This window comes from Helicobacter labacensis, assembly GCF_003660285.1.
In the GTDB taxonomy this organism is placed as follows: Bacteria; Campylobacterota; Campylobacteria; order Campylobacterales; family Helicobacteraceae; genus Helicobacter; species Helicobacter labacensis.
Genome location: NZ_QXQQ01000039.1, coordinates 1 through 10,926, shown reverse-complemented (window position 1 = coordinate 10,926; position 10,926 = coordinate 1). Strand labels below are relative to the sequence as shown.

Below are 10,926 nucleotides of genomic sequence, written 5' to 3'. Positions count from 1 at the left end.
TCCATGTTCTTAAAGTCGTGTTTGATACGCCCTTTTAACGCCTATTTAGCGCGCCTATGTGATCGTTTTTTTGGGCTTAGGCAAATAAAAGTTTGGGTATAATGGGGGTTTTTAAACTTGTGAGAATAAAGGAAAACAAATGCGACTGTTGGGCGTGAGTGTAGCCTTAGCGATGAGTTTGGGGGCGCTTGGAGGGGGGCATATCCAAATTCAAGACATGCCAGAGGTGCAAAAGCGCCTAGGGGCAGATAGTGGTTCTAATAGCATTTATTCTTATAACACCTCGGTTAAAGAGGCGACTAAGGCGGTGGTGAATATCTCCACGCAAAAGAAGATCAAGAGCAATTTCATGGGCGGGGGGTTGTTCAACGACCCCTTTTTCCAACAATTCTTTGGGGATCTCTACAACTCCATCCCTAAGGATCGCGTGGAGAGGGCTTTGGGTAGCGGGGTGATCATCTCTACAGATGGCTATATTGTTACTAATAACCATGTCATCGATGGGGCTGATAAGATCACGGTAACTCTGCCTGGGAGCAATAAAGAATATGTCGCCACCTTAGTGGGCACGGACGCAGATGGCGACTTGGCGGTTATTAAGATCAATAAAACCGGACTCTCCTGTATCAAATTTGCCAATAGCAATGATATTTTAGTGGGCGATTTGGTCTTTGCCATTGGAAACCCCTTTGGGGTGGGCGAAACGGTGACTCAGGGCATTGTGTCTGCGCTCAATAAAAGCGGGATTGGGATCAACAATTATGAAAACTTCATCCAAACGGACGCGTCCATTAACCCGGGCAACTCCGGGGGCGCGCTCATTGATAGCCGTGGGGGGTTGGTGGGGATCAACACAGCCATTCTCTCGCGCACGGGGGGTAACCACGGCATAGGCTTTGCCATCCCCTCTAACACGGTGAAAAACACCGTTGTCCAACTGATCAAAACCGGGACAATCCATAGGGGGTATTTGGGCGTGGGGATTCAAGATGTCAGCTCTGAGCTAGCTGGTAGCTACAATGGCAAAGAGGGCGCGGTGGTGATTAGCATCCAAAAGGATTCGCCAGCAAAGAGGGCGGGCTTGATGATTTGGGATCTCATTACAGAGGTCAATGGCAAGAAGATCAAAAACTCCGCGCAGTTGCGCAACATGATTGGCTCTCTAGCCCCCAACCAACGCATCACCCTCAAATACATGCGCGATAAGAAGGAATACACCACTACGCTCGTGCTAGCCGAACGCAAAAACCCCAATAAGAAAGAAACCAGCAGCGCGCATGAGGGTGCCCATGGGCAACTCAGCGGGCTAAAAGTGCAAACCCTCACACCCAATATGCGCAAGCAAATGCGTATCCCCGATGAGATCCATGGGGTGTTTGTCCAAGAAGTCAAGCCCAATTCCAAAGCCGAAGAATTAGGCTTCAAACATGGGGACATCATTAGCCAAATCGAGATGATCGCGGTGCACAATATTGAGGATTTCAACCACGCCATGATCAAGTATAAAAACATCCCCAAACGCTTCTTAGTCTTTGATCCTAGCTTGGGTAATTTCAAACAGATCATCGCCAAGTAAGACGCGCTAGGCGCGCTTAAGCTTGGCTTTTGTTTATACTGGGGGGAGTTTGCACAAATACTTTTAGTTTCTGCTCTGAGGAGCTTAAAGGCTCTGTGCTTTCTCTAACCAACATGATCACACTGCAATCATCAAAGGTTTTTTCTTTAACTCTTGTTTCTAATAGATCTTCTAGGGCACTTTGGACTTTGTCATGCAACCCCGGGGCGCGTGCGACATTCATGTAATCTTGCAAAGTGCCTGCTACTTGGAGATATTGTGTAGCCCCGCTAGATAGCAAAACAAAACCGCCCACATTCTCACCATCTACACTGCCTTTAAATACCTTAGGCGTGGAGGTGTTGTAATCCATGGTTTTTAAGTGGCGATCCTCTAGCATTCCAGACATCCCATCTCCTAAGCTAATAATCACAGACACTTCAGACCAAACACCATTCTGTAAGCCCTATGTTAGGATTTTAGGTGGTGTCGTATTTTGCACTTTTAAAGTCTGCAAAATAAAGCCAAATTTATCTAGATTGCGCGTAAAACTCCGTCCTTTAGGGCAGAGATGTAAGCGCACGCTAAGAAAAGAAAGGCTACCCTTGTAATAGGTAAGCGAGATTAGTAAAAACCTAATATGGCAGAGTTGGATACGCTCATTCTAGCCATTAAAAACTAGCACAATGACGGGTTGGTAACTAATCTCCACCCACCAGTGGGTCTGTAAGTCTTTTGGGAACTGAAACTAGCCTTGCGGTATAAACAGCAAAGCCTTTCGAGCTTAAGAAACGCTAGTTTCTGTTAGTTAGGAAGCTCCCTCTTTAGGGAGGGGCGGTTCACGCCTTTAGACTCGGCAACGACCTCTAAAGCGTCTTTGAGTTCTACCATAGTCACCATCACTTAGAACGACATTAAGGTAAGATAAATGTCTTTCATCAATGTCTAACATTTGCGCCACTCTAAAATGCTTAAGGGTTACTTTCATGGTAATTCCTCTAAGATTTTTCGCGCTCTAATTATGTCCTTTTGTTGCGTGCTTTTGTCGCCTCCACAGAGCAAGATCACCAACACTCAGCCCTGTTTAGCCATATAGAGGCGCTAGCCCGGTCCTATGTGTGTCCACAACTCAAAAATTTCACCTGATGTGCTTATGATCGCCAAAGTGTCCGCTTTCTAAAGTCCGTAAGCGACATGCGGTGGCATCTCGTGCCTGTGGATTTTTAGCTTTACAAAACACCCTCAAAAAAGCAACCACGCCTGCCGTGTAAAAGACACCCCTCACTCAAACTACATCCATTGTGCCCCAACCCCAAGAAACTCACCACAACCCAAAAACCCAACAAGGTCATTGCCCATGCCCAAAGAGAGATCCTAACTATAGACTGCTGGATCGCCCTATGCTAGAGGCGATGAACCCTATGGAGTTCTTTAACGCCAATGTCATTTTGTATGCTTTGTGCGCCAACCTGATTGGACGCCTATAAAAACCACTCCCTAGACACCTTTAAAGATACTATCCGCCTCTACAGAGAAAAAAGAATAACCTACTCTGCCATTTTAAAGCTACTAGACTGCCCTTAAAAAGCCTAAACTTGTGATCTTTCTGTGCTACTCTGTAAGACAAGGGGGACTCTAAACTAAGCATTGTGGTCGCTTAAGCTCCAAGCTCTGGGGACTCGATTGAGGCGACCTCGATTAAACTTTTGACATATGCCACAAGCCTTGTTAGCAGCCGCATTAAAAACACTCTGCCTGACCCGCTACTTGATTTGCAACACATACCACTTACCTTATGGGGGAGGGGGCTATTCCATCAAAGGATGCTCTTGCTTGCATACAATCCAAGATAGCCCTTTGCTCAAGGCTTAGGTGTCGCTCCATGACTTCCAACAAGGCATGCACGGGTTCTTTGTCGCTAACACACTAGGTTAATGATACCTAGCAATTCCCAAGGATGACGCGGTAGTAAATTAAGTCCACATAGGCTCTAGGAGACTAGCAACATACACGGGTGTAAAGGATGGTCTATGTCCCATATGTTGCAAGGGCTTGTGTGCCATCAATGCCCAAATCCCCTAGCATAGGATTAGTGTTCTTGGGTTGTCCATCCCCGTAGAAAAATGTGTCTGTTGATGCATCAACATTTTCTAGGATAAAGTCGTGCCAATCCCCTATGCACTCATCATTATAGATAGAATTGAGCGCATAGAACCCACTGGTATAAAGTTGCTTGGAAGTTTGAGGGATGAGTATCATGGCGTCCTCCTAGATGGGTATTGAAATTCTAGCCCTTGCTCTTACCACTTGTCAAAATTTGATCAACCAAACTCCTTTAACAAGCTTTCTAAAAACCACATGGGCAACTAAGCGGATCTATCCCATGCCCCATCTTTGAAGGACAGCTTTTGGGTGGTATCCACAGATAAGGTGCATCTTTATGCGTAGGCTAATGTCAATCTCCGCGAGAACAACTTTAATCCCGTAGCTATTTTGAGTTCTTTGGAGCAAATACGAGAGCAAGTCCTATCCCCAAAAGTTACCGCCGATGGTATGCTTAAAAAATGTTGGCAACGAACGCCAAAAGGCGTTGAGCTTGTCAAGGGAGCGGGCGATGATGATATGTGCCACTTTGCTACAGCTAGAGAACCTTTGTGTGAGTATTACAGCCAGCAAGTGGCTCAGATTTTAATGTTCTTTGATGCACTCATTGATAATTCAGACCGCCATTGAGGCAATTATAGGATGTTAGTTGACAACGACACAAATACGCTTATGGGTCCTGCTCTCATTTTTGGCAATGGGTGCTCTTTTCTCAATTATATTAGGGGGTATTCAGGGGGTGGGTTTGCTAGGTATTTTAGATTGACTTGCGCACATCCCTATTATTATTCTTGAGGATGCCAAAGGAGCTGTTGCAAAAATACTAAAACAAGCAGATAAAGCGTAGCCCATGCAAAAGGTGGCACGCGCAAGTGCAAAAGCCAAGACCCTTTAATCCTGCAGCTTTTCTAGTTTCTCAGATAATTCTTGTTTGATTTGTTCTTTTTTTTCTTGTGAGATGCGCTTCTAAAGCCTCTTGGATGAAGGTGCTTTTGTTTTCTTTGAAACGCCCAAATTCTTTAAGGTATTGCTCTAGCTTAGTCATGGTTGCCTGGGATAAAAACAAGGTGTAATACTTCTCAATCCCTTTGTCTTGGACTCTGTCTACAAATTTGGCATCTAAAGATTCTAGTTCTTCTGGGCTCATCGCTGTCTCTTTTTTGGTGTGTTTAAATTGCATAGTTTGTGTCCTTGTTGGGGATAGATAAGTAAGATGTCAATTCACTAAAAAATTGCTGCCACTCTGTTTGTGCTTTGGCATCGTTGTACTCCATCACGCCAAGACCTTCTGAAATACTGCGTTTGAAAGCAATACGCTCACATAGGTGGTTTTCTAAAAGAAAGACTTGAGCATTGGTGTTATACTGTTTAATAAAAGTAACCAAAGCTCGCTTTTCTTTAAGAGCGGGGATGGGGGGCATGCGGTTGATGAGAATGAGGGCTTTGAGTTTTTCATTGAGGGTTTGTAAGTTTTCATTGATGATTAATGATAATCTCCCCAGAGCTGGGCGTATAAAAACCCATTAACAATTTAATCAGAGTGCTTTTACCACTGGCGTTTTTGCCCACAATGGCGTAAATTTTAGACACCCACAAAATTAAACAAGAGATTATCTTTATTTTTCGCGCTATCCAAGCTAGTTGTAGATAATTTTGCAAGGCTTCTTTTTGGGCTTGGAGGGCATCTAATTCTTGGCTGTGTTTCTTGGCGATGTAATTAGAGAGCAAAAGGCTAGGCACACTGGCTAGCAACATCACAAAGGGTAAATAAAGACTAATGGAGCTAATCACCACAAGTAGGGAGAATAAACCAATGAGGCGTTGTGAATTAAAAAATAAGTTATTGACATAGTTAAGTGGACGGATATGCAAGCCATTTTTAAGGGTGTTGATTTGCACACTGCGTTCTTTATCCTCTAAGAAATGCAGATCATGGGTTGTTTCTAATTTGTCTGCCAGCGTGCTTAAGATACGCATAGAAAAAGCCTCAGCGATCAAGGTTTGCCAATGGGCTAAAATTTGAGAGCCCAGTAGCGATCCAAATAACGCCAAAGCCCCTAGAGATAAAATGGTGAGCAGGGGTTTGTATTCTAGGCTGTGGTGTTGCAATGCCAACGCGATAAAGTTGATAAGCTTAATGGTAATAGCAACACTCAAGGAAGGGAGCACGCCCACTAACACAACCAAGGCACAAGCCATGCACATGTATTTAGGCGCGCTTACATAGAGCAGAGAAAACACCCTAAAGATATTACTATGGCGCATGCATGGATTCTAGCGCATTGAAACCTAGCGTAAAAACCCAAACCCCCGCACTTTGGGGGCAATCTCTAAAGCAAGAATCTCTAAACTCTCTTGCAACGCGCTATAAAGCTCTTTGTAATGCGCGTCTGTAGCTTTGTTTGGGGGATTGAGTTTGCCCTTAGCATTGCGCCCAGCAAAAAACTCTTTGATGTCATAAAAACTCGCATTAGGCTTAGAGCCCTCTTGTGCGTGGTAATAGGCATAGAGCTTTTTGCCCGCTTGCAATAGCACTTGAGCACTGGGGCTAAAAGTGGGGCAGGGCAAACCTTGCGGGGCATTGTCTTTAAAAAGATTGGTTGCACTTTGAGCACAAGCTAGGCTTTTGCCTGCTAAAAAATCTAATAAGGTGTGGTGCGTGTAGCGCGCTTTGGGATTGACTTCACCCTCTTTAAAGGGGATAAAGTGGTTAGCTCCTAATTGGCAAGAAATGCGGTTTTTGCCATGAAATAACATGAATACTAAACAATCCCCTAAAAAGTCGCTATCACTCTGCCATGAATCATCATAGGGTTCATAAAATTGGTCATTGTGGTTAATCCAAGTGTGGGGGATGCAATGGCGCACGCTGAAATACACGCTTAAAGGGAGGAGGTTTTGAGGGGTAATAATGATGTTTAAATCGTGTCCCTTGCCAAGCTTGCTAGCGATACAAACCTTATTTTGGTTTTGAAAATCTACACCTAGCGTGATGAAATAGCCTAAATGCGGTTCTTTACTTTTTGTGAAGTGGCGCACCCACTCATTAATACTGGCTACCCCCTCAATAGCTCTAAACTCTTTGACCCCCAAAAAGTTAGCCTTAGAGTCATAGATGTCTAGGATGATGGGCTGGCTAGAGGGGGGTGCGCCCAAATCCCACACCAAAAACCCGATGGGGAATTGCCCCTTGACATTGTCAAAGGTGTTGCCCGGACACATAAAGCCCCCCAAAAAGCGCGCCTTAAAATGCGCTCTAAAGGTTTTAAAATTAGAGGAGTTTAGGTATTTGAGTGTGGAGAAACTGGCTAAGATAGGACCTGCGATTTTAAGGGAAGAAACGCGTAGCGTTTCCTCGCGTAGCGTTTCCTCGCCCGAAAGGGGAGTGGGGCTTAAAGTTTTGGTGTATAAGAAGTCTTGAAGGGTCTCCCCCTCAAGGGGGGCTTCTTTTTGGTTGGGAGAAACGCGTAGCGTTTCCTCGCCTCGCGTTTGCTTGCCCTTAGCGATCTCCTTAACAATGCGCATAAAAAATTGCGCAAAGACTTCGTTTCTAGCCTTGCCTAGTTCTTGGGCGTATTTTTGCGCGCTTTGAAAATCCTTAGCCACGCCCTGCTTATTCTTGCCCGTGTTAGAGATCTGAGTCTTGCTCCCCGCTTCAGCATAAGGGGGGTTGATGTAAATGAGCAATTTAGAGTGCTGTTTGGGGTTATTTAAAATGGCTTGTAGCGCGTCTGGGAGTTTGTCTAAAGAGTCCTCTAAAAAGTTAAATTGAAAAATATGCTCCTCTTTGAGGGCTAGTTGCCCTTTTAGTGCGCGCTCTTTGATGATGGACACATCGTTTTTATCTAAAGTGCTTGCAAAGATATGGTAGGGGTTAATAAAGCCTTCTAATAAATTGCCCGTGCCAGCTGCCAAGTCCCAAATAAAATACTCTTCTTCATAGGATGTGCCTAAAATCCTCTGTAAATACCTCTTGGATTGGTGCGCCCAAATTAAAGGGGTGTAAAACGCCCCCTTGTATTCGCGCACATCTTTAGCCACTAGCAAATCGCGCCTTTTGAGGATGTAGTCTTGGTATTGGTGGGCTGGGGGGCGGATATAAGCCCTCCAAAAAGCTTTATGGGCTTGTTGGTTGTCTGTGAAGTCCGCGCGTTTGATATAAATCAAGCCATCTTGAATTTCTTTATCAAACTCGTAATGATCCCCTATTAAGCGGGTGTTGAGTTCTTTTAAGAGGGTGGTATCCTCACAGCTAAGCAAGTCGGCTAGGTAAAAATCCACATCTAAAATCCCCGCCTTGGACATTTTGTCCCATTGGATGCTAATTTTAGGCTTGACGCGCTTTTGCCATTTGGTAAAAACCTCTTCTACATTGAGGGTATCTATGGGCATGGCACTTTGGGCGATGTGGTGCAAAGAGTTAATAAAGTTTTTCAACTCCTGCTCTTGGGTTTCAAACTCAAAGCTGATCAAATGCTGGTCTAAAAGGGGGCTTAAGCGTTTTTCAACTTCTTTAAACTCTTGTGAGCGGGTGTTGCTGGGAGCAAAGGTGTAGTTTTTGCTAGAGAGTTCGCTAAGCAAGTCTTTTAATTCTTTGGTTTCTACCACACTAAAACGGCAGGCATCAAATGCGCCTAAAAAGGGAGGCAAGCACGCTTGCGGGTGTTTTAACAGCGTTAAAACCAATTGGGTTAAAGCCTTTTTGGGCTCATAAATGCCCGCCTTAGCTTCTGCCCAGAGTAGGGGGCGGGGAAGTTGCTCTTTAGGGGCATAGACTTGAAAGTCGATCCACTCCGCCTTAAAGACAAAATCTTTAAAATAACGCTCTTTAATGGCATGTTTTAGAGTTTCTTCGCTCAGGGTGCTCAAGTCCATAAAAGTCCTTAAGTTTTGAAAGTATTTTACCCTAAAGAGATGTTAAAAATAAAAAGAGAAATTGGAGAATAAAAACTCAAGCGGGGACAAAAGAAGCCCCACATCCCCTCACCTTTCGCACCCTTAAAAGGGTGTAGTTCTACTCCCTTACCACCCCTTGCCCTTATGCTCCTGTGCTTTAGCCTCGTTTTGCTTTTGGGATTTGTATTGGTATTGCCATCTATTTTTAAAATGCTCTAGCTCTCATGTGGAATAGATAGCTTTTTTAGAATTTGTTTAAAATTTTCAACGCAATTCTCATTACTCTTAAGCTCTAAGAACTCAATCCCCCCAAGCCCCTAGTTGTCTTTTATTTTGTTCGCTCAAAGTATCAGCAATAAAAATATCCGATTCTCTAGCCATTACAGCGTCCGCGCATTCGGGATTACCCTTACCCATGAGCTTAACTTCCACTCTGTATTCTTTGTTTTTGTCAGTATTATAGAGTCTAAAATCCACTTCTCGATCATAGACCAACCTTTTGTCTTTACTAAAAGTTTTGGCGTTATAAAACTCTTTTTTCACCCCACATTTTTGACACAGAGCCAGCATTAAAGGTTTTTCTATTTTTTTGCCTACACTACTCCACGCGCCCCCGCGCAAGGCAATTTTTTTGGTAGCTAGAGCGTTGATCACCAACAAAGACTCGTTTAAATTGAGCTCTACGCTGACATTTTTATAGGTGATTTTAAGACAAAGCCCAATGTCCGCACTCTCACCTAAAGCGTCTAACAACTTTTCAAGATAATCAATATTACCCTGTGCCACTTCTAAAACAATTTCTCTTGTTTCGCTCCCATAAATATTACAGATAGTCTTTTTATTAATCCCCGCATAAATGGCTATGTCTTTGGAATCCAAGTCTTGATTGAGAATAAAATGTTTTTTATACCACTCCAAGTTGAGTTCCTGATCTTGCATCTTAGCTTCTAAAATTTGCCTAAAGAAATCTAGGGCGGAGTCTAAAAACGCGATATTAATGGCGTTTATAATCTCTTCTCTGTAATCTGACCCTTTTAAAAGCTTGTGTATAATCCGATCTAAAATTACTTTACTTAAGTTCAAAAAATCCCTCTTGTTTTAAACGCGTAGCATATTTTTCATTTTGCTCGCACAAAAGCGGGATGCGTCCCATTTTCTGCGCCACTTTGCCAAAAGTCCCGCTTCCTGCAAAAGGGTCACACACAATATCGCCTTCAAAAGAATAATATTTGAGCACCCTAGCACAGAGTTCCTCAGGAAATACTGCCGGGTGATCCTTGCTCGACTTGGGAGCAATATACCAGCAATTCGTGCTGTCTGTGCCTCCCTTGTTTTTAGGGGATTTATCGTATTTTTTCAGGTTTTTATCCAACAAAAAGGGCGTGTTTTTGCGATAAACCAGTAGACTCTCCGTAATGCAATTAGGTTTATAGCTCAAGGGTTTTTTGCTCTGCAAGTAGCCAGCAATGCGATTGGGCACAGAGTATTCAGGCTTAATCCAAATGATCTCATCAATGAAATAAAATCCGCTTTGACTTAAAATCGTATGAAAATCAAAATGGATTGGGTAACGCCTACTCTCAAACTCGCGCCCAGCACGCTTAACAATTACGGGGGAGACATTGATCACAATAAAACGCCCATCTTCTAAGATCCTAAAACATTGTATCAAGCTCTCTTGCATATGCTTTAAGTATTCTTTGTAATTAGTGTAATCGCTATACACTCTGGCGTTGTAATAGGGTGGAGAGGTAAAAATGAGCTGGATTTGTTGGTCTTGGATGTGTTGCAGGGTTAGACGATTATCTCCTATTAATAAACTTGGCTTTGTGATTTGCTCTGCTTGTTTTTTAGCAATTCTCTTATTTTGTCTGTATTGATAAAATTCAAGCATTTTATACATCACTTCATTATCGTAATGCTCTAAAATTTTATCCCTTAGTATTGCAAAACGACTATCGTCCTTAGCCTTATACAAGCAGGTGCGCAGCATCTGATAAATGACTTCCATAAAATGCGCTTTAAAGGCTTCTTGGCTTAAAAAGGCTAAAATGCGTTCATTATCTTTTTGCCGCCCAATAGAAGAAACAATTTCGCGCTTTAAATCAATATCTAAATCTTGGTGGAATAACTCTAATAAAGTGCAGAGATTAGTAGCAGATTTTTGTGCTCCCAATTTTTTAATAGAGGTAATACTAAGAGTTATGGTGGCAAAAAGGTTTTCGTTTTTAATTTTAATATTATTAACCATCGCACGGATTATAGCATACAACTCCCCCGCATCACCCTACTTTCCCACCCTTGCAAAGGGCAGTATCATCGGCGTTAGAGAGCTTGACTTCCAGGTTCGGGATGGGACTGGGTATTTCCTC

8 protein-coding genes, 1 rRNA gene and 2 pseudogenes are annotated in these 10,926 nt (G+C 43.3%); 2 read left to right on the top strand and 9 right to left on the bottom strand.

Annotated elements, in window-relative coordinates; translation table 11 throughout:
• Nucleotides 1–139: 139 nt before the first annotated feature.
• Nucleotides 140–1,576 carry a Do family serine endopeptidase gene (locus tag EAO33_RS08610; RefSeq protein WP_120946356.1) on the top strand — a complete coding sequence of 479 codons (1,437 nt, stop codon included), beginning with the start codon at nucleotides 140–142 and terminating at the stop codon, nucleotides 1,574–1,576.
• Between the two features lie 16 nt (nucleotides 1,577–1,592).
• Here the strand turns inward: EAO33_RS08610 and EAO33_RS08605 are convergent, their stop codons facing one another.
• The gene (locus tag EAO33_RS08605; protein WP_120946355.1) at nucleotides 1,593–1,964 is read right to left on the bottom strand and encodes a hypothetical protein; all 372 of its coding nucleotides are present in this window, start codon (nucleotides 1,962–1,964) and stop codon (nucleotides 1,593–1,595) included.
• A 1,619-nt stretch (nucleotides 1,965–3,583) separates the two neighbouring features.
• Nucleotides 3,584–3,814 (bottom strand): hypothetical protein, encoded by a 231-nt coding sequence (locus EAO33_RS08590; protein WP_120946353.1) that lies wholly within the window; start codon nucleotides 3,812–3,814, stop codon nucleotides 3,584–3,586.
• 243 nt (nucleotides 3,815–4,057) lie between these two features.
• On the opposite strand from EAO33_RS08590, the gene EAO33_RS09185 reads away from it, so the two are divergent.
• A complete protein-coding gene (locus tag EAO33_RS09185; protein WP_162982274.1) occupies nucleotides 4,058–4,288 on the top strand; it encodes a hypothetical protein in 231 nt (76 codons plus the stop codon).
• Between the two features lie 286 nt (nucleotides 4,289–4,574).
• Here EAO33_RS09185 and EAO33_RS08585 read toward each other — a convergent pair whose 3' ends face one another.
• The 7 genes and pseudogenes from EAO33_RS08585 to rrf form a co-directional block, all read right to left on the bottom strand.
• Nucleotides 4,575–4,838 (bottom strand): hypothetical protein, encoded by a 264-nt coding sequence (locus EAO33_RS08585; RefSeq protein WP_235853160.1) that lies wholly within the window; start codon nucleotides 4,836–4,838, stop codon nucleotides 4,575–4,577.
• Nucleotides 4,828–5,124: pseudogene (locus tag EAO33_RS08580) on the bottom strand (ParA family protein); the annotation flags it as partial. The pseudogene EAO33_RS08580 and the gene EAO33_RS08585, both read right to left, overlap by 11 nt.
• Nucleotides 5,125–5,131: 7 nt before the next feature.
• Nucleotides 5,132–5,923, bottom strand: coding sequence for an ATP-binding cassette domain-containing protein (locus tag EAO33_RS09785; protein WP_120946351.1), 792 nt, complete (start codon nucleotides 5,921–5,923; stop codon nucleotides 5,132–5,134).
• 24 nt (nucleotides 5,924–5,947) lie between these two features.
• Complete coding sequence (locus tag EAO33_RS08570; protein WP_120946349.1) at nucleotides 5,948–8,533, bottom strand: hypothetical protein; 2,586 nt, start codon at nucleotides 8,531–8,533, stop codon at nucleotides 5,948–5,950.
• A 236-nt stretch (nucleotides 8,534–8,769) separates the two neighbouring features.
• Nucleotides 8,770–9,637, bottom strand: a pseudogene (locus EAO33_RS08565) (CfrBI family restriction endonuclease).
• Entirely contained in the window at nucleotides 9,624–10,805 is a 1,182-nt protein-coding gene (locus EAO33_RS08560; protein WP_120946347.1) for a DNA-methyltransferase, read from the bottom strand. The pseudogene EAO33_RS08565 and the gene EAO33_RS08560 overlap by 14 nt, the downstream one beginning before the upstream one ends.
• Nucleotides 10,806–10,828: 23 nt before the next feature.
• A 5S ribosomal RNA gene (gene rrf, locus EAO33_RS08555) occupies nucleotides 10,829–10,926 on the bottom strand; the annotation flags it as partial.